Origin of the sequence: Rhizobium rhizogenes NBRC 13257 (assembly GCF_000696095.1) — a bacterium.
Classification (GTDB): domain Bacteria; phylum Pseudomonadota; class Alphaproteobacteria; order Rhizobiales; family Rhizobiaceae; genus Rhizobium; species Rhizobium rhizogenes.
The window spans coordinates 92,228-109,736 of record NZ_BAYX01000014.1 but is presented as its reverse complement, the minus strand read 5'-3'; the positions used below and the strand labels follow the sequence as shown (position 1 = coordinate 109,736).

Below are 17,509 nucleotides of genomic sequence, written 5' to 3'. Positions count from 1 at the left end.
AGCTCTTGCCTTTTTAACGAACCGCGGCGATCTTGCCGCGGTTTTTGTTTGCGCCGTCATCAGATCATCATCTGTGCGGTCTACAGGACGCGTCCCGCCGCTTGTTGCTGGTATTGGGCCAGTCAAGATTCAATGTGGAGTTGGACCGTGGAGCAGATCGTCGCGCCGCAAGCACCGCCCTATGTTGTCGACATCGAGACAGCGGCATCCATCCTCAAGAGTGCCAAACGCGTCCTCGTTATCGGTTGTTCCGGTGGCGGCAAGTCGACCTTGTCGCAGAAGATCGGCAAGCGGTTCGGCCTTTCCTATGTCTCCATCGATCGCGACGTCCTTTGGCTTCCTGGCTGGAAGCAGCGCGACAAGATGGAGCAGAGGAAAATCATCGCTGAAAAGATCCTGGGAGCGCGCTGGATCATGGACGGCACGAATCCGTCGACGTTCGATATTCGCCTGCCACGCACGGACATCGTCATCTGGGTCCGCATGCCGCGCCTGCTTTGTATCTGGGGAGCTTTATCGCGGTGGCTCAAATGGGTCGGCCGTACGCGTCCGGAAATGGCGCCTGGTTGCCCCGAGAAGGTCGACTGGGAGTTTCTGCAATTCATCTGGACCTTCGAGGAGAAATTTACGCCGCGCGTCCTAGCAGGCCTTGCCGAGCACGGCCCAGACGTCCCAATTCTTCAACTGACGAGCCGCCGGCAGATGCGCGCGTTGCTTGATCTTCTCGATTGACTGAAACCGGACTTCACAGCGATGCAAGCGGCTGGTTTTGAGAGGTGAAACGTGAAGGAATTAAACAGCATAGCCGAAACTGTCATCCGCCTTAAGGCTACCGATCGCATCCTAGTCATGGGCTGCTCAGGCGGTGGAAAGACGACCCTTTCGCGGAAGATCTGCGCACGCACGAATCTGCCCTACGTCTCGATGGATCGCGAGTTTTTCTGGCTGCCGGGCTGGGTAAAGAGAGACAAGGCGGAGGAGCGTGCTCTGATCGCGGCAAAGGTTGCCGAGGAGTGCTGGTTGATCGATGGAACAGCACCATCAAGCTTTGATCTGAGATTGCCGCGCACAGAGCTTGTTCTTTGGGTGCGGATGCCGCGCTGGTTGTGCATGTGGGGCGCTCTGTCGAGAGCGGTGCGATGGTTGGGGCGGTCCCGTCCGGACATGGCGCCGGGTTGCCGCGAGCGCATCGATAGGGAATTCCTGCGCTACATCTGGGATTGGGAACGCAAATTTGCGCCAAAAGTACTGGCGGGCCTTGCTCAACATGGCCCTGACATCCCTGTTTTCCAGCTAAAATCCCGCGGCGAAATGCGTCAGCTTCTTGATCTTCTCGACCGTCCTGCTTAATTGCGGCTCATGCCACAGTTTGAAACGCACCGCCCCGTCCCACACACGCCTGACCAGATGTTCGACCTCGTCGCCGATGTCGAGCGCTATCCGGAATTTCTGCCGCTCTGCGATGCGCTGGTGATCCGCAATCGCAAGGAGCGGGACGGCAAGGTCCTGCTGGTGGCCGATATGACCGTCGGCTACAAGGCGATCCGCGAAACCTTCACGACACAGGTGCTGCTCAACAAGGCGGAGCGGGCGATCGATGTGAAATATATCGACGGGCCGTTCAAATACCTCGACAATCGCTGGCGTTTCCAGCCGACTGATAACGGCAGCGTCATCGATTTCTTCATCGACTATGAGTTCAAGAGCCGCATTCTCGGCGCCCTGATGGGCTCGATGTTCGACCGCGCCTTCCGCATGTTCACGGATGCCTTCGAGACGCGTGCCGGCAAGATCTACGCCTGATCCAGCGCGATCAGCATGTCCAGCGCCGTCCGCACGGTAGCAAGACGAACCTTGTCGCGGCCGATATCGCCGTAACGCATCTCGCGATGGATAAGGCCGCCCGTTCGTGCCTTGGCGGCAAGGTGAACCAAGCCGACCGGCTTGTCCGCCGATCCGCCGCCCGGCCCGGCGATGCCGGTCACGGCGACGGCCAGATCGGCATGCGAACGGAAGAGGGCGCCATGCACCATCTGCAGCGCCGTCTCTTTCGAAACGGCACCGAACTGCGCAAGCGTCTGCTCCTGAACGCCAAGCATCTCCATCTTCGCCGTGTTCGTATAGGTGACGAAGCCACGGTCGACGACCGCCGACGAGCCCGGAATGTCCGTCAGGGCGCCAGCAATCAGCCCGCCGGTGCAGGATTCCGCCGTGGCGATCATCCGGCCTTTTGCTGCGAAGTCGCTGATGATGCCGCGCGCAAGCGCCAGAATGTCATCCGGGAAATGGCTCATGGTCTGCCGCCGCGATAGACGACCGTTGCCGTGGCGATGGCGGCAATGCCTTCGCGCCGGCCGACGAAGCCGATCTGTTCGTTGGTGGTTGCCTTCACCGAGCAGCGCTCAAGGCTGATCCCCAAAAACTCCGAGAGCTTGGCGCGCATGGCTTCGCGATGCGGGCCGACCTTCGGCGCTTCGGCGATCAGCGAGACATCGGCATTCATGATCGTGCCGCCGTGATCACGAACGATCCTTGCTGCATGCTCGATGAAGATACGCGACGGCGCGCCCCTCCATTGCGGATCGGAGGGCGGGAAATGATCGCCGATATCGCCGGCGCCGCAAGTGGCGAGCAGGGCGTCGGTCAGCGCATGCAGCGCGACATCGGCGTCGGAATGGCCCTTGAGCGTCTGGTCATGCGGAATGAAGACGCCGCAGAGCGTCACGCCGTCGCCCGGTTCGAGCTGGTGGACGTCGTAGCCGTTGCCGGTACGAACATCCGGCAGCAGGCCGGCGGAAAGCTTTTCATCGGCCATGGCGATATCCCTCTTGATTGTCAGTTTGACATTGTCCGCGCTGCCGGCAACCAGCGTCACAGGCAGGCCGGCCCATTCGGCAATCGCCGCATCGTCGGTGAAATCCGTCTTGTTATCTGCGGCAGCCTTTTCATGCGCAGCCAGAATATCGGCCAGCCGGAACGACTGCGGTGTCTGTGCGGCATAGAGCCCGGCGCGTGGCACGGTTTCCGTTACCAGCGCGTCAGTGTCCGCTCGCTTCAGCGTATCCGTCACCGGCATGGCCGGCAGCACGGCGGGCGCTCCGGCGGCAAGCGCCGCAGCGACACGATCGAGCAGATCGTGATCGAAGAAGGGGCGCACGGCGTCGTGGATCATGACATGGCTGACTCCGGTCTTTTCCAGCTGCCGCACCCCCGCAAGCACCGATTGCTGGCGCGTGGTGCCGCCGAATGCGATCTCGACACCGGACGAATCGACAATCGTCTCCTGCGCCGAGCGCAGCAATTTCTCGTCGTCGCGGTGAATGACGATTACGATCTTCGTCGTCTGCGGCCATGTCACGAATTTTTCAAGCGTATGCGCAATAACCGGCCTGCCGCCGATCGCGCGATACTGCTTCGGGCCTTCCTCGGGCGATCCCGCCCGCTCACCGCGCCCGGCAGCAACGATCACGATTCCGATCGACATCGGTTGCGTTGAGTGCATTTGCGTCATAAACCCCCGGGGATGAAAGGCTCCGCTCCAGCATGATCCCCAAAAAAGTGCGAAGCGGTTTTCTGGACAAGATCATGCTAAGAAGATCGCCAAAGCAGGATCTTACTACAGCAGGGTCTACCGCCTCGAATGGGTATTTTCCAGCATTTGCCCAAAAAATATCGGCATTCTCCGAAACCTCTTGGCAAGCCTCTCAAGACTGTCTAAAAATAGTGCAGATGCATGGTGTGCCTGAAAGATAATCATTTGCTTCCGTCCGAGCTTGCAGCCCCATTTTCCATTGGCCCGGTGCCCATCCGCAATCGCGTGATCCTCGCGCCGATGTCGGGCGTAACCGATTTGCCGTTCCGGCAATTGGCTCTGCGCTATGGGGCCGGCCTTGTCGTGACCGAGATGGTCGCAAGCCGCGAGCTGGTGCAGGACACGGCCGAATCCTGGGCGCGTCTGAAGAGTGCCGGGCTGAAGCCGCATATGGTGCAGCTTGCCGGACGCGAGGCGTATTGGATGGCGGAAGCGGCAAAGATCGCCGCCGACAATGGCGCTGATATCATCGACATCAACATGGGATGTCCCGCCAAGAAGGTGATCGGCGGTTATTCCGGCTCGGCTTTGATGCGCGATCCGGATCACGCGCTGGGCCTGATCGAGGCGACCGTCAAGGCGGTCGATGTCCCTGTGACGCTGAAGATGCGGCTCGGCTGGGACGAAAATTCCATCAACGCGCCGCATATCGCGCGCCGCGCCGAGGAGGCCGGCATCCAGCTGGTGACGATCCACGGCCGCACGCGGATGCAGTTTTACGAGGGCAGGGCGGATTGGGATGCGATCCGCGCCGTGCGCGATGTCATTTCCATTCCGCTCGTTGCCAATGGCGATGTCGATACGCCGGAAGACGCGAGCGAAATACTTCGCCGTTCAGGTGCCGACGCGGTCATGGTCGGGCGCGGCTGTCAGGGGCGGCCGTGGCATGCGGGCGTGCTTGCCGGTCATCGCGAGCCGGATCGTGGTGAGATCGCCGACATCGCCCTCGAACACTACCGGATGATGCTGGATTTTTATGGCGAGGCCGTCGGCATTCGTCATGCCCGCAAACATCTCGGCTGGTATCTGGACCGTTACGCTCCCACCATCAATGGTGCTGAAAAGGCAAGAATCATGACTTCGAAAGACAGCCAAGAGGCGGCCGCCTTGTTGCATGCGGCGCTACAGGCCGGGTCCGATCTCGCCCGAAGCCTCCAGGAGGCCGCATGAGCTCGAAATCCAATTCCGGCGGTGCCGAGCATACGGGTGGCGCCGTGGCCATGGCGGTTCTCAACGCGATCCAGAATCCGGTCGTCATGGTCAACGAGGCCGGCCTGATTGCGTTTGCCAACTGGGAGGCCGAGGCCTTCTTCGGCGCCAGCGCTTCGCATCTGGCGCGCTATGAGATTTCCGCCTTCATTCCCTTCGGCAGCCCGTTATTGGCGCTGATCGATCAGGTGCGCGAACGCCGCGCGCCGGTGAATGAATATCGCGTCGATCTGAGCTCGCCACGCCTTGGCCAGGACAAGCTGGTGGATATCTACGTCGCGCCCGTGTCGAGCGATCCCGGCTCCGTGGTGGTCGTTTTCCAGGAGCGCTCCATGGCCGACAAGATCGACCGGCAGCTGACGCACCGCGCCGCCGCTCGCTCGGTCACCGGCCTTGCCTCGATGCTGGCGCATGAGATCAAGAACCCGCTCTCCGGCATTCGCGGTGCCGCCCAGTTGCTGGAGCAGTCTGTGGAGGATGACGATCGCGCGCTGACGCGGCTGATCTGCGACGAAACCGACCGTATCGTTTCGCTGGTCGACCGCATGGAGGTCTTTTCCGACGAGCGTCCGATCGATCGCGTCCCGGTCAATATCCATTCCGTGCTCGATCATGTGAAGGCGGTTGCCAAGGCCGGCTTTGCACGCAACATCAAGTTCAGCGAAAACTACGACCCATCCTTGCCGGCGGTCTATGCCAACAGGGACCAGCTGGTGCAGATCTTCCTCAATCTGGTGAAGAATGCCGCCGAAGCCATCGGCGATAAGCCGGATGGCGAGATCATGCTGACGACCGCCTATCGCCCGGGTATTCGCCTTTCCGTCGCCGGTACGCGCGAAAAAATCTCGCTGCCGCTGGAGTTCTGCGTGATCGACAACGGCCCAGGTGTGCCGACCGATCTCGTACCGCATCTATTCGACCCGTTCATCACCACGAAGACGAACGGAACCGGCCTTGGCCTGGCGCTTGTGGCCAAGATCATCGGTGATCATGGTGGCATTGTCGAATGCGACAGCCAGAACCATCGCACCACTTTCCGGGTTCTGATGCCGGCCTCCAAAGGCATCACTCTTGAAGACGCCCCCTTTCCGAACTCTACAGGGACTACTCGATGACAGCCACGATCCTTGTCGCCGACGACGATGCAGCCATCCGTACCGTGCTTAATCAGGCTTTGAGCCGCGCCGGTTACGATGTACGCATCACCTCCAACGCCGCGACGCTCTGGCGTTGGGTTTCCGCCGGCGAAGGCGACCTCGTTGTAACCGACGTCGTCATGCCGGATGAAAACGCCTTCGACCTTCTGCCGCGCATCAAGAAGGCGCGGCCGGAACTGCCTGTCCTGGTCATGAGCGCGCAAAACACCTTCATGACGGCGATCAAGGCCTCGGAAAAGGGTGCCTACGACTATCTGCCGAAGCCGTTCGACCTGACGGAGCTGATCGCTATCATCGGCCGCGCTTTGTCGGAGCCTAAGCGCAAGCCCGCCAAGCTCGATGACGACATGCAGGACGGCATGCCACTGGTCGGTCGCTCTGCCGCGATGCAGGAAATCTATCGTGTGCTGGCGCGTCTGATGCAGACCGACCTGACGCTGATGATCACCGGCGAATCCGGTACCGGCAAGGAGCTCGTCGCCCGCGCGCTGCACGACTACGGCAAGCGCCGCAACGGTCCTTTCGTCGCCATCAATATGGCCGCGATCCCGCGCGACCTGATCGAATCGGAATTGTTCGGCCACGAGAAGGGCGCCTTCACCGGCGCGCAGACACGCTCGACCGGCCGTTTCGAACAGGCCGAGGGCGGCACGCTGTTTCTCGACGAAATCGGCGACATGCCGATGGATGCCCAGACACGCCTTCTGCGCGTCCTGCAGCAGGGCGAATATACGACGGTCGGCGGCCGTACGCCGATCCGCACCGACGTTCGCATCGTTGCCGCCACCAACAAGGATCTGAAGCAGGCGATCAATCAGGGCCTGTTCCGCGAGGATCTCTATTACCGCCTCAACGTCGTGCCGCTGCGTCTGCCGCCGCTGCGCGACCGCGCCGAGGATATCCCCGATCTCGTCCGCCATTTCATCACGCAGGCGGAAAAGGAAGGGCTTGGCTCCAAGCGATTCGACCAGGAAGCGCTTGAGTTGATGAAGGCCTACCCGTGGCCGGGCAACGTGCGCGAACTCGAAAACCTCATCCGCCGCCTGATGGCGCTCTATCCGCAGGATGTCATCACCCGCGAGATCATCGATTCGGAATTGCGCGCCGATGTGCCGGATAGCCCGATCGAGAAGGGGCCGGTGCGGACCGGCACCATGACCATCGCCCAGGCGGTGGAGGAGAATATGCGCAGCTATTTCTCCAGCTTCGGCGACAATTTGCCTCCGCCCGGTCTCTACGACCGCGTGCTGACCGAAATGGAGTACCCGCTGATCCTCGCGGCGCTGACGGCCACTCGTGGCAATCAGATCAAGGCCGCCGATCTGCTTGGCCTCAATCGCAATACGTTGCGCAAAAAGATCAGAGAACTGGGTGTTTCCGTCTATCGCAGCTCCCGCACGGCTTGACAATGTGATCGGATGCGTTGCATTTTCGCCACAATGCGTTGCTTAAAGGTCACGCAGCCGGTTCGCGGTTTTTGCGGTAGCGATTCATCGGCAAGACTCCTGCGCAAGTAGAATTTGTTCAGAAGTTTCAGGCCGTTGTATCAATAATTTTAAGCAGGGGTTTCGCGTTGATGCGAAACCGGGTGGCAATGCCGCCCTTACCTGCTGCGCTCTGCCGCCAAAACAGTGCTGATTGCAATTAGGCCAAGGCGCCGACCGTCGCCTGTGCCTGGAGATATTGGGAATGAAGCAGGACGCGGTGTCGTCGGCGGCGAGCGACGAGGCGGTTGTCAAGGTGACGGACCGTCGTGCGTCCTTCGCTCTTCCTGGCCTGATCCTGGCCGGTGGCGCGTTGTCGTGTGCGATTGCCACGCTTCTGGTGCTTCTGGGGCTGACGCCCATTGCCCCCACATCCTCGGTCGTCTTTACCTCCGTCGTGATCAACGGCCTGTTCGTTCTGGGGCTGATTGCGCTGATCGGGCGCGAGGTCGCGCGTCTCGTAAAGGCGCGCAGCCGTGGCCGCGCCGCCGCACGCCTGCATATCCGCATTGTCGTTCTCTTTTCCATCGTGGCGATTACGCCCGCGATCCTCGTGGCCATCGTCGCCAGCCTGACGCTGAATGTCGGCCTCGACCGCTGGTTCGCATTGCGCACGCAGCAGATCATCAGCTCCTCGCAGAACGTCGCGCAGGCCTATTTGATGGAGAATGCCAGCTATCTGCAGGGCCAGACCGTATCCATGGCGAACGATCTGGAACGCAACCGCTCGCTCTACAGTCTCGACCGCACCGGTTTCGCCGATCTCATGACGAGGCAGGCCAAGGGCCGCGGCCTGCTGGGCGCCTTCCTAGTGCGTCGCGACGGCACGGCGATCGTCCAGGCCGATATCAAGACCGAGCGTCCGCTGCCGGCGATCCCCAAGGACGCGCTCGACGCCTCCGCCGATGGCCAGCCGACGCTTATCCCGCCCGGCGTTACCAACCTAGTCGGCGCGATCATCAAGCTCGACGATCTTCCCGGCGCTTTCCTCTATACGGTTCGGGCCGTCGATCCGCGCGTCATGAACGCCATGCGTATGGTCGAGGACAACACGGCCGAATACAAGGCGATGGAACAGGGACGCATGTCCCTGCAGATCGCCTTTGCAGTGCTTTACATCGGTTTTGCCCTGATCGTGCTTCTGGCAGCGATCTGGACCGCAATCGCGGTGGCCGACCGCATCGTGCGGCCGATCCGGCTTTTGATCAGCGCCGCCGACAACGTCGCTTCCGGCAATATGAACGTGCTGGTGCCGGTGCGCGCCGCCGATGGCGACGTCGGCAGCCTGTCGCGCACTTTCAACAAGATGATTTCCGAGATCCGCACCCAGCGCGACGAGATCCTCGAAGCCAAGGACGAGGTGGATGACCGCCGCCGCTTCATCGAAGCGGTGCTTTCCGGCGTGACGGCCGCTGTGATCGGCGTCGAACACGACAGGCGGATCACCATCGCCAATACGTCGGCCGAAGAGCTTCTGTCCCTGAAGAGCGACGAACTTGTCGGCAAGAACCTCGCCGAGATTGCCCCGGAGGTCGAGCAGGTCGTGACCGAAGCCACCTCGCGGCATCGCAATGATTTCCGCAAGCAGATTAGCCTCGTGCGCGGCGGCACGGTACGGACGCTCAGCGTTCAGGTGACGCGCGAAGAAACGCGCGATACGAACGAGTCCTACGTCATCACCCTCGACGACATCACCGATCTCGTCATCGCCCAGCGTTCGACCGCCTGGGCCGACGTCGCCCGCCGTATCGCGCATGAGATCAAGAACCCGCTGACGCCGATCCAGCTTTCCGCCGAGCGCATCCGCCGTCGTTTCGGCAAGAATATCGCCGAGGCCGACCGCCCCGTTTTCGATCAATGCACCGACACGATCATCCGGCAGGTCGGCGACATCGGCCGGATGGTCGATGAATTCTCGTCTTTTGCCCGGATGCCGAAGCCGACCATGGAGCCGAGTGATCTCCGCGATATCCTGCGCGACGCGGTGTTCCTGCGCGAAATGGGCAACAGCCATGTCAAGTTCGAGCGCGAGCTTGGCGACGAGCGGCTGGAGGGCATGTTCGACACGCGTATGCTCGGTCAGGCCTTCGGCAATCTTATCAAGAATGCTGTCGAGGCGATTGATGGCGTGCCGAGTGGCGAGACCCGCGAGGAGCCGAAAATTCTCGTGCGCGCGTCGCTGGACACCGAACGCGACCGCTTTACGGTCGATGTCGTCGACAATGGTCGCGGCCTGCCGGTCGAGAACCGGCACAGCATTCTCGAACCCTATATGACGATGCGCGAGAAGGGCACGGGCCTTGGGCTCGCGATCGTCAAGAAGATCATTGAAGACCATGGCGGGCAGCTCGAACTGCACGATGCTCCCGCCGATTTCGACCAGGGCAGGGGGGCCATGATCCGCGTGCATCTGCCGCGCCGTGAGCAAGCCATCGTCGCCCAGACAGCAAGTGACAAGGAAAGCGTTTATGGCATCTGATATTCTCGTGGTGGACGATGAGGAAGACATTCGCGAAATCGTTTCGGGAATTCTTTCGGATGAAGGGCATGAGACCCGCACCGCCCATGACAGCGACAGCGCGCTGGCGGCGATCTCCGATCGTGCGCCGCGGCTGATCTTCCTCGACATCTGGATGCAGGGCAGCAAGCTCGACGGGCTTGCGCTGCTGGACGAGATCAAGGCGCGCCATCCCGATCTGCCGGTCGTGATGATCTCCGGTCACGGCAACGTCGAAACCGCTGTCTCCGCCATCAAGCGCGGCGCCTTCGATTTTATCGAGAAGCCGTTCAAGGCCGACCGACTGATTTTGATCGCCGAGCGCGCTTTGGAAAATTCCAAGCTGAAGCGCGAGGTTTCGGAGCTGAAGCGTCGCACCGGCGATGCCATAGAGCTGATCGGCACCTCTGTTGCCGTCTCGCAGCTCCGCCAGACCATCGACAAGGTTTCGCCGACCAATAGCCGCGTGATGATCTTCGGCCCTTCCGGTTCCGGCAAGGAGCTTGTGGCGCGTATGATCCATAAGAAGTCGGCGCGTGCCAATGGGCCTTTCGTTGCCCTGAATGCCGCGACGATCACGCCCGAGCGGATGGAAGTTGCCCTGTTCGGCACCGAGGGTTCGCCCGGCCAGCCGCGCAAGATCGGCGCGCTGGAAGAGTCGCATCGTGGCATCCTCTATCTCGATGAAGTCGGCGAAATGCCGCGCGAGACGCAGAACAAGATCCTGCGCGTGCTGGTCGATCAGCAGTTCGAGCGCGTCGGCGGCTCCAAGCGGGTCAAGGTCGATGTCCGCATTATCTCGTCCACCGCCTACAATCTCGAGAGCCGGATTGCCGAAAGCCTGTTCCGCGAGGATCTCTATCACCGGCTTGCCGTGGTGCCCGTGCGCGTGCCGGCGCTTGCCGAGCGGCGGGAGGACATTCCTTTCCTCGTCGACCAGCTGATGCGGCAGATTTCGGAGCAGGCCGGCATTCGATCGCGCCGGATCGGCGATGACGCCATGGCGGTGCTGCAGGCGCATGATTGGCCGGGCAATATCCGCCAGCTGCGCAACAACATCGAACGGCTAATGATTCTCGCGCGTACCGATGGCCCGGATACGCCGATCACGGCGGAAATGCTGCCGACCGATCTTGGCGACATGCTGCCGAAGGTCTCCGCCAAAAACGACTATCACATCATGACGCTGCCGCTGCGCGAAGCCCGCGAAATGTTCGAGCGCGACTATCTGATCGCGCAGATCAATCGCTTCGGCGGCAATATCTCGCGCACGGCGGAGTTTGTCGGCATGGAGCGCTCGGCGCTGCACCGCAAGCTGAAGTCGCTCGGTGTCTGATGTCGTTCGTGTGGCTGCAGCAATCTGTCGCACGGATTTGCCCGTAGTCTCGTGAAGTTCTGATCAAGGTCCGTCATGCCGAGAATAGCTTATGTGAATGGTCGTTACGTCAAGCACAGCGACGCCATGGTTCACGTCGAGGACCGCGGCTATCAGTTTGCCGATGGCGTCTACGAGGTCTGCGAAGTTCGTCATGGGTTGATTGTCGATTTGACTCGGCACCTCGACCGTCTCAACCGTTCGCTCGGGGAGTTGCGGATCGCCTGGCCGATGGGCCGTGCGGCACTGATCCATGTGATTCGCGAAACACTTCGCCGCAATCACGTCCGCAACGGCCTGTTCTATCTGCAGGTAACGCGCGGCGTCGCTCGGCGCGACCATGTCTTCCCGCCGGAAGGCACGCCGTCCTCGATCGTCGTCACCGCCAAGAGCACCGATCCCGCCGTCATCGCCAGAAAAAATGCCAACGGCATCAAGGCGATTACGGTGCGTGACAATCGCTGGGACCGGGTTGATATCAAGTCGGTCGGGCTTTTGCCGAATGCGCTGGCACGCCAGCAGGCCAAGGAGGCCGGCGCGCAGGAGGCAATCTACATCGATCACAACAGCATGGTGAAGGAAGGTGCCGCGACCAATGTCTGGATCGTCGATCCCGACGGTAATTTGGTCACGCGCCCGGCCGAACATGGCATTCTGCGCGGCATCACGCGCACGACGTTGATGGAGGTTGCGGCCAAGCTCGGGCTTACCATCGTCGAGCGTTTCTTCTCCGTCGAGGAGATGATGGCGGCCCGGGAAGTGTTCATCACGGCGGCCACAAGTATTTGTTTTCCTGTGATTGCCATCGATGGTGAGGCGATTGCGAATGGCCATCCGGGCAGCGTTTCCGAGAAAATTCGTGAAGCCTTTTTCGACGTTGCGGAAAAGACTGCGATTTGATACCAACAATCGATGGCGGGAGAGATTGAGGGTATCTCCTGTCCGAGACCTCAATATATCTTGATATTGCACCGGCTTAGGTCGGCAAAAAAGAAAGAATCGGCGCGATGGCGGAACGTTCTCAGAACTTGCAGGACTTGTTTCTCAATACTGTTCGCAAGCAAAAGATTTCACTCACAATCTTCTTGATCAATGGCGTGAAGCTCACGGGCGTTGTTACGTCCTTCGACAATTTCTGCGTCCTGTTGCGCCGAGATGGTCATTCGCAGCTTGTTTACAAGCACGCGATTTCGACCATCATGCCGGGTCAGCCGATGCAGATGTTCGAGAGCGAAGAAGTCGCATCCTAACTAGGATTTGCCGTTATCACGACACGCGATACCAAAAATGATTCCATCATCCCGGAAGCCATAAAGCATCGGGATGATATGCGGACTGTTGTCATCGTGCCTGTGCTGAAGCAGGGGCGTTCGCGCTCGGCACAGGCGGATGGTGCGGCGACAACGTCGCGCACACCCGAGAGCCGCCTCGAAGAGGGCAAGGGCCTGGCGCAGGCGATCGACCTTGATATCGTCAACGGCTCCATCGTACCGATCAACGATCCGCGCCCGGCGACCTTGCTCGGCACCGGCAAGATCGAGGAAATCCTCGCGCTACTCGATGAATTGAATGCTGGTCTGGTGATTGTCGATCATCCGCTGACGCCGGTTCAGCAGCGCAATCTCGAAAAGGCCTGGAACGCCAAGGTCATCGACCGCACAGGCCTCATTCTCGAAATTTTCGGTCGCCGCGCCTCCACCAAGGAGGGCACGCTGCAGGTCGAACTTGCGCATCTCAACTATCAGAAGGGCCGGCTGGTTCGAAGCTGGACCCACCTTGAGCGCCAGCGCGGTGGCGCGGGCTTCATGGGCGGCCCCGGCGAAACCCAGATCGAAGCCGACCGGCGGCAGTTGCAGGAGCGGATCATCCGGCTGGAACGCGAGCTGGAGCAGGTGGTGCGTACCCGCCAGCTTCACCGCGCCAAGCGCAGGAAGGTGCCGCATCCGATCGTGGCTCTGGTGGGCTATACCAACGCCGGCAAGTCGACGCTGTTCAATCGCATTACCGGCGCCGGCGTCCTTGCCGAGGACATGTTGTTCGCAACGCTCGACCCGACACTGCGGCGCATGAAGCTGCCGCATGGCCGTACCGTCATTCTCTCCGATACCGTCGGCTTCATTTCCGATCTGCCGACCCATCTCGTCGCCGCCTTCCGCGCCACGCTGGAAGAGGTGCTGGAAGCTGACCTGATCCTGCATGTCCGCGATCTCTCGGACGAAGACAATCAGGCGCAGAGCGCCGATGTCATGCGGATCCTCGGCGACCTCGGCATCGGCGAGGCGGAAGGGGCTGAGCGCATCCTCGAAGTCTGGAACAAGATCGACCGTCTGGAGCCGGAGGCGCATGACGCCATCGTCCAGAAGGCATCGACCGCCGAAAACGTCATCGCCGTATCGGCAATGAGCGGCGAGGGTGTCGATCGCCTGATGGACGAAATCAGTCGCCGGCTTTCCGGTGTCCTGACAGAGACGACGATCACGCTGCCCTTAGACAAGCTGGCGCTTTTGTCCTGGGTCTACAATCATGCCATCGTCGATAGCCGTGAGGATAACGAGGACGGCACCGTAAAGCTGGAAGTTCGTTTGACCGAGACGGAAGCGACGGAACTGGAGCGGCGTCTAGGCCGCGGTCCGAAGCCGCAGCGCGAGGATTGGGAATAGGGCAGGCGCGTTGTCGCGCCCTATTCGGCGAGCTGCCTTTCGATCGCCTTTGCCGCCTGCCAGATGTCTTCCATCCGCTCCAGCGAGGCTCCTTCGAGCGTTTCGCCTGCCGCCTCAAGCGTCGTCTCGATGTGATTGAAGCGACGGCGGAATTTCGTATTGGTGCCGCGTAGAGCCTGCTCAGGGTCCGTTTTTACATGCCGGCCGATATTGACGACCGCGAAGATGAGGTCGCCGAGTTCGTCGCTGACCTTGGCCTTGTCGCCGCTCGCGAGCGCCACCCGCAATTCATCGATCTCTTCTTCGATCTTGTCGAGGATCGGCTCCGGCGCGGACCAGTCGAAGCCGACCTTGGCGGCGCGTTCCTGCAGTTTCAGCGCCTCGGTCAAAGCCGGGAATGAGCGCTGTACGGAGCCGAGGAAGCCCGTCTTGAAATCCTCTGAGATGCCGCGTTTTGCCCGGCGCTCTGTGCGCTCACGCTTCTCCTCGGCCTTGATCTCGTCCCATTGCAGCTTCACCGCATCGGGCGTGTCGGCGCCGGAAACGGCGAAGACATGCGGATGCCGGCGGATCATCTTGCGGGTGATGGCTTCAACGACGTCGCCAAAGGAGAAGTCGCCGGCTTCCTCTGCCATGCGGGCGTGGAACACCACCTGCAGCAGAAGATCGCCGAGTTCGTCGCAGAGATCGTCCATGTCCTTGCGCTCGATTGCATCGGAAACCTCATAGGCTTCCTCGATCGTATAGGGCTTGATCGTCTCGAAGGTCTGGACGATGTCCCAGGGGCAGCCGGTCTGAGGATTGCGCAGCGCCGCCATGATCTCGATCAGGCGGGATATGTCTCGTGATGCTTCCATTGGGATCTCTGTGGTCCGGCCTTGGTCAATTCAGCGGAATGTCGTTGTCGCCCTTGGACGACTGGTAGCTATCGGAAAGCGCGGTATAGGCGGCCTTGATACGTGCGGTCTGTTCCTTGAGTGCCGTCTTCAGCGGATCTTCTTCCGTCTCGACCAGATCGGCAATGGCAAAGCTGTTCCAGAAGGCGTTCTGCCGGCGATAGCCGCCGGGCTCCAGCCCAAAGACCTCTTTCAAGATCAGCAAGTCATGCGGAATCGCGAAAGCGTCGCGGGAATCCTCATGGCTGAAGAAGTAATAAAAGTTGTCGAAGCCGGCCCAGGTGATCGCCGACATGCACATGGTACAGGGCTCATGGGTCGACAGGAAGATCAGGTCCTTGGTCGCCGGCCTGTCGCCAAGCTCGTAAAAACGCTTCAGCGCATGCACTTCGCCGTGCCAGAGCGGATTTTCCAGCTCGTTGTTGGTTTCAGCGACCACCAGCGACAAGTCCGACTTGCGAAGGATCGCCGCGCCGAATACCTTGTTTCCGGCGGCAACGCCTTTTTGCGTCAGTGGCAGGATATCCTGTTCCATGACATCGAGAAGGCGGGTGGCAATGGTGTTTGTGGACAAGCGTCGTACTCCGAGGATTTTCTCTTAGCTTAGCGGCATTGCCAGCGTGGCGGAATGCGCAAATGACGTATAGACACTGTTGGCCACAGGCAATAAATCTATCTTCGGTACTGAAAAGTCTTAAAAGTCTATAGATTTCCTGTATTTATCTTGTGTCGGGGCTTCTGGTGAGTTTTGCTCAAATCGGCGAGATGTCGAGCAAAAGAATACGGACTTGCCGAGGCATTAGAATTTCTGTTTCTTCAATCTTATGGCTGCAAAGGCGATATTCGGGCAATCTCGAAGTGGAACGATAATGCCTCCCAGGACTGACCAGCTCTCGGTGTTTCCAGCTTTCTTTCGCGTGGAAGGAAGGATCACGGCTGTCTTCGGTAATGGTGATGAAGCTTTCGCCAAGGCGCGGCTTCTGATGAACACGCAGGCGAAGATCGTTGCCTATGCCACGGCGCCGGAAGCGGACTATCATGCCTTCCTGATCGCCAATCGCATCGAAACCGTGCGTACCGCTTTCTCTCCGGATCAGGTCAAGGGCGCTGCCCTGGTTTTTGCCGCCACTGGCGATGCGGAGGCCGATCGCGCGATCGTTGACGCGGCGCGTGTCGAGAGAATTCCGGCAAACGCCGTCGATCAGCCCGACTATTGCGATTTCTATACCCCGGCACTCGTCAACCGCGCTCCAGTCGCCGTTGCCATCGGCACCGAAGGCGCCGGTCCTGTGCTGGCGCAGATGATCCGTGCGCAGATCGACCAGATGCTGTCGCCCTCGCTCGGCAAGCTTGCGGAACTGGCGACGCGTTACCGCAAGCCCGTTGAGCGCCTGGTGCCGCGCGGCGTCGCCCGCCGCGTCTTCTGGCGCCGTTTCTTTTCAGGCCCTGTTGCCGATGCCGTCAGTGCCGGTCACTTGCCGCAAGCCGAACATGCCGCCAATAGCCTGCTGCACTCGGCCCACAAGGTCGAAGGCCATGTCTGGCTGGTCGGTGCCGGTCCTGGTGCTGAAGACCTGCTGACGCTGCGTGCCCAGCGCGTGATGATGGAAGCGGACGTCATTGTGTATGACGCGCTCGTGCCGCAGGCGATCGTCGACATGGGGCGCCGCGATGCCGAGCGCCTTTCGGTCGGCAAGCGCAAGGGCTGCCATACGAAATCTCAGGAAGAGATCAACGACCTGCTGGTGCAGCTTGGCCGCGACGGCAAGCGTGTCGTGCGGCTGAAATCCGGCGATCCCCTGGTCTATGGCCGGGCGGGCGAAGAAATGGCCGCGATGCGCGCCGCCGGCGTTACCTATGAGATCGTTCCGGGCATTACCTCGGCTTTCGCCGCCGCCGCTGATTTCGAACTGCCGCTGACACTGCGCGGTGTTGCCTCGTCGCTGGTCTTCACCACGGGCCATGACCTGACCGGCGACGTTCTGCCGGATTGGGCAAGCCTTGCTATTTCGGGTGCAACCATCGCTGTCTATATGGGCCGCACGGTTGCCGCTTCCGTCGCCGGCCGTCTGATGGAAGCCGGGCTTCCGCCCGAGACCACGGTTGCCGTCATCGAGAATGCCAGCCGTCGCGACCGTCGCCTGATGCACGGCACATTGAAAGATCTGCCGGATCTGGAACATCGCGACGAGTTGAGCGGTCCGGTCATGGTCATCATCGGCGAAGCCGTCGCTGGTGCCAATTTCGAACAGTCCGAGCCGCTGGTCCGTCAGGAGGCCGCCGCTCAAGAATTTGCAAGGAGCTGATCCCATGGTCGACAAGGTTCTGACCGCTAATAGGCTGACCGATGGCGTCGCCGTCTGGCTGAATGCCAATGGCGAGTGGGTAACGTCCCTGCAGGAGTCGCTGGTTGCGCGTCACGCCGAGGCCGAGGCCGCGCTCGAGGCGATCGGCAAGCAGGCTTACGCCGATAACAAGGTTGTCGACGTCAACCTGATCGAAGTTCAGGAAACCGGCGGCAAGCTTTGGCCGCTGCGCCTGCGCGAGCGCATCCGCGCCGAAGGTCCCACCATGGAATACGCGCCGGGCTATGCTGCGGCCGATCCTGAATTTATTGCAGTCTGAGGAAGCCCCGAGGA

At 60.7% G+C, this 17,509-nt stretch carries 17 protein-coding genes; 13 read left to right on the top strand and 4 right to left on the bottom strand.

All coding sequences use genetic code 11. The annotated features are described in order from the left end of the window. Positions 1 to 147: 147 nt before the first annotated feature. The 3 genes from RRH01S_RS27055 to RRH01S_RS27045 are packed head-to-tail and all read left to right on the top strand — an operon-like array spanning position 148 to position 1,803. Positions 148 to 732 (top strand): P-loop NTPase family protein, encoded by a 585-nt coding sequence (locus RRH01S_RS27055; protein WP_041722506.1) that lies wholly within the window; start codon positions 148 to 150, stop codon positions 730 to 732. 51 nt (positions 733 to 783) lie between these two features. Next, on the top strand, positions 784 to 1,350 hold the full coding sequence (locus tag RRH01S_RS27050; protein ID WP_012651375.1) for a P-loop NTPase family protein: 567 nt from the start codon (positions 784 to 786) through the stop codon (positions 1,348 to 1,350). 9 nt (positions 1,351 to 1,359) lie between these two features. After that, positions 1,360 to 1,803, top strand: a complete 444-nt coding sequence (locus RRH01S_RS27045; protein WP_041722509.1) for a type II toxin-antitoxin system RatA family toxin — start codon at positions 1,360 to 1,362, stop codon at positions 1,801 to 1,803. Here RRH01S_RS27045 and RRH01S_RS27040 read toward each other — a convergent pair. Next, the gene (locus RRH01S_RS27040) at positions 1,794 to 2,294 is read right to left on the bottom strand and encodes a CinA family protein (protein ID WP_012651377.1); all 501 of its coding nucleotides are present in this window, start codon (positions 2,292 to 2,294) and stop codon (positions 1,794 to 1,796) included. The genes RRH01S_RS27045 and RRH01S_RS27040 overlap by 10 nt on opposite strands. Next, the gene (locus RRH01S_RS27035) at positions 2,291 to 3,511 is read right to left on the bottom strand and encodes a bifunctional 2-C-methyl-D-erythritol 4-phosphate cytidylyltransferase/2-C-methyl-D-erythritol 2,4-cyclodiphosphate synthase (protein WP_012651378.1); all 1,221 of its coding nucleotides are present in this window, start codon (positions 3,509 to 3,511) and stop codon (positions 2,291 to 2,293) included. Before RRH01S_RS27035 ends, RRH01S_RS27040 begins: the two co-directional genes overlap by 4 nt. A 222-nt stretch (positions 3,512 to 3,733) precedes the next feature. Here RRH01S_RS27035 and dusB point away from each other — a divergent pair, with 222 nt between their 5' ends. From dusB to hflX, 8 genes are all read left to right on the top strand, one after another. Then, the gene (gene dusB, locus RRH01S_RS27030; RefSeq protein WP_012651379.1) at positions 3,734 to 4,762 is read left to right on the top strand and encodes a tRNA dihydrouridine synthase DusB; all 1,029 of its coding nucleotides are present in this window, start codon (positions 3,734 to 3,736) and stop codon (positions 4,760 to 4,762) included. Further along, complete coding sequence (locus RRH01S_RS27025; RefSeq protein WP_007693476.1) at positions 4,759 to 5,916, top strand: two-component system sensor histidine kinase NtrB; 1,158 nt, start codon at positions 4,759 to 4,761, stop codon at positions 5,914 to 5,916. Before dusB ends, RRH01S_RS27025 begins: the two co-directional genes overlap by 4 nt. Continuing rightward, the gene (gene ntrC, locus RRH01S_RS27020; protein WP_007693477.1) at positions 5,913 to 7,364 is read left to right on the top strand and encodes a nitrogen regulation protein NR(I); all 1,452 of its coding nucleotides are present in this window, start codon (positions 5,913 to 5,915) and stop codon (positions 7,362 to 7,364) included. Before RRH01S_RS27025 ends, ntrC begins: the two co-directional genes overlap by 4 nt. A gap of 283 nt (positions 7,365 to 7,647) precedes the next feature. Next, positions 7,648 to 9,921: a sensor histidine kinase NtrY-like gene (locus tag RRH01S_RS27015; protein ID WP_007693478.1), complete on the top strand. Its 2,274-nt coding sequence runs from the start codon at positions 7,648 to 7,650 to the stop codon at positions 9,919 to 9,921. Continuing rightward, positions 9,911 to 11,275: a nitrogen assimilation response regulator NtrX gene (gene ntrX, locus RRH01S_RS27010; protein ID WP_007693479.1), complete on the top strand. Its 1,365-nt coding sequence runs from the start codon at positions 9,911 to 9,913 to the stop codon at positions 11,273 to 11,275. The genes RRH01S_RS27015 and ntrX overlap by 11 nt, the downstream gene beginning before the upstream one ends. A 75-nt stretch (positions 11,276 to 11,350) precedes the next feature. Next, on the top strand, positions 11,351 to 12,214 hold the full coding sequence (locus RRH01S_RS27005; protein ID WP_012651381.1) for a D-amino-acid transaminase: 864 nt from the start codon (positions 11,351 to 11,353) through the stop codon (positions 12,212 to 12,214). A gap of 107 nt (positions 12,215 to 12,321) precedes the next feature. Continuing rightward, positions 12,322 to 12,564 (top strand): RNA chaperone Hfq, encoded by a 243-nt coding sequence (hfq, locus tag RRH01S_RS27000; RefSeq protein WP_007693481.1) that lies wholly within the window; start codon positions 12,322 to 12,324, stop codon positions 12,562 to 12,564. A gap of 78 nt (positions 12,565 to 12,642) precedes the next feature. Then, entirely contained in the window at positions 12,643 to 13,974 is a 1,332-nt protein-coding gene (hflX, locus tag RRH01S_RS26995) for a GTPase HflX (protein ID WP_034518289.1), read from the top strand. A gap of 20 nt (positions 13,975 to 13,994) precedes the next feature. On the opposite strand, the gene mazG is transcribed toward hflX, so the two are convergent. Together mazG and RRH01S_RS26985 are read right to left on the bottom strand one after the other, a co-directional pair. Next, positions 13,995 to 14,831: a nucleoside triphosphate pyrophosphohydrolase gene (gene mazG / locus RRH01S_RS26990; protein WP_034518286.1), complete on the bottom strand. Its 837-nt coding sequence runs from the start codon at positions 14,829 to 14,831 to the stop codon at positions 13,995 to 13,997. A 25-nt stretch (positions 14,832 to 14,856) separates the two neighbouring features. Continuing rightward, a complete protein-coding gene (locus tag RRH01S_RS26985; protein WP_042475556.1) occupies positions 14,857 to 15,444 on the bottom strand; it encodes a nucleoside deaminase in 588 nt (195 codons plus the stop codon). 295 nt (positions 15,445 to 15,739) lie between these two features. Between RRH01S_RS26985 and cysG the strand changes: the two genes are divergently transcribed. Both cysG and RRH01S_RS26975 read left to right on the top strand, forming a co-directional pair. Beyond that, complete coding sequence (gene cysG / locus RRH01S_RS26980; protein WP_034518283.1) at positions 15,740 to 17,176, top strand: siroheme synthase CysG; 1,437 nt, start codon at positions 15,740 to 15,742, stop codon at positions 17,174 to 17,176. Positions 17,177 to 17,180: 4 nt separating this feature from the next. After that, positions 17,181 to 17,495, top strand: a complete 315-nt coding sequence (locus tag RRH01S_RS26975; RefSeq protein WP_007693487.1) for a DUF2849 domain-containing protein — start codon at positions 17,181 to 17,183, stop codon at positions 17,493 to 17,495. The last annotated feature ends 14 nt before the right edge of the window (positions 17,496 to 17,509 follow it).

Coding starts and splice junctions, on each gene's coding strand:
- cysG (WP_034518283.1), top strand. CDS start 15,740: ATGCCTCCCAGGACTGACCAGCTCTCGGTGTTTCCAGCTTTCTTTCGC.
- mazG (WP_034518286.1), bottom strand. CDS start 14,831: ATGGAAGCATCACGAGACATATCCCGCCTGATCGAGATCATGGCGGCG.
- RRH01S_RS27045 (WP_041722509.1), top strand. CDS start 1,360: ATGCCACAGTTTGAAACGCACCGCCCCGTCCCACACACGCCTGACCAG.
- ntrC (WP_007693477.1), top strand. CDS start 5,913: ATGACAGCCACGATCCTTGTCGCCGACGACGATGCAGCCATCCGTACC.
- hflX (WP_034518289.1), top strand. CDS start 12,643: ATGCGGACTGTTGTCATCGTGCCTGTGCTGAAGCAGGGGCGTTCGCGC.
- RRH01S_RS27025 (WP_007693476.1), top strand. CDS start 4,759: ATGAGCTCGAAATCCAATTCCGGCGGTGCCGAGCATACGGGTGGCGCC.
- RRH01S_RS26975 (WP_007693487.1), top strand. CDS start 17,181: ATGGTCGACAAGGTTCTGACCGCTAATAGGCTGACCGATGGCGTCGCC.
- hfq (WP_007693481.1), top strand. CDS start 12,322: ATGGCGGAACGTTCTCAGAACTTGCAGGACTTGTTTCTCAATACTGTT.
- ntrX (WP_007693479.1), top strand. CDS start 9,911: ATGGCATCTGATATTCTCGTGGTGGACGATGAGGAAGACATTCGCGAA.
- RRH01S_RS27035 (WP_012651378.1), bottom strand. CDS start 3,511: ATGACGCAAATGCACTCAACGCAACCGATGTCGATCGGAATCGTGATC.
- RRH01S_RS27040 (WP_012651377.1), bottom strand. CDS start 2,294: ATGAGCCATTTCCCGGATGACATTCTGGCGCTTGCGCGCGGCATCATC.
- RRH01S_RS27015 (WP_007693478.1), top strand. CDS start 7,648: ATGAAGCAGGACGCGGTGTCGTCGGCGGCGAGCGACGAGGCGGTTGTC.
- RRH01S_RS27005 (WP_012651381.1), top strand. CDS start 11,351: ATGCCGAGAATAGCTTATGTGAATGGTCGTTACGTCAAGCACAGCGAC.
- dusB (WP_012651379.1), top strand. CDS start 3,734: ATGGTGTGCCTGAAAGATAATCATTTGCTTCCGTCCGAGCTTGCAGCC.